Genomic DNA, 448 nt, shown 5'->3' with positions numbered 1-448 from the left:
GGTATGGATCGTGATGCTGCCCTTTCGTCCGCACAAAGTTGGCGCCTTTCGGCAAGATCGGCGGCACGGCTCAGCTTGAAATTTGATCTGGAGTAAAAGCTGCGGTCCAAATTGAAGCGGCCGAGGACAGAGGCATGGCCGGACGCTCGATTAGCGCCCTGCCCCGTCTCAATCCAGCTTCACCTAGCTGAGCCCCTCAAAACCTGCAGCTAGGTCCGACATCACAAAAAGACCCCTTGCCATGAACATGGAAGGGGTCTTTGAACTGGTGTGAAGCGCCTTGATTAGTTGGTTGCTTCAATCGCGGCGTCTTCCGCGCCCATCGCAGAAGCTTCAATCGCAATGCTGGCGGGATCAACATCTACGACTTCGTCAACGACAGGTGCTGCGTACAGCTCCTCGTAGCGCTCTTGGCGTTCTTCTTTGTTCAGTGTCTCGGTGCGCTCCG

This window comes from Micromonospora aridisoli (genome assembly GCF_056150025.1).
The sequence above is the reverse complement of the archived record's forward strand: the minus strand, read 5'-3'. Positions refer to the sequence as shown.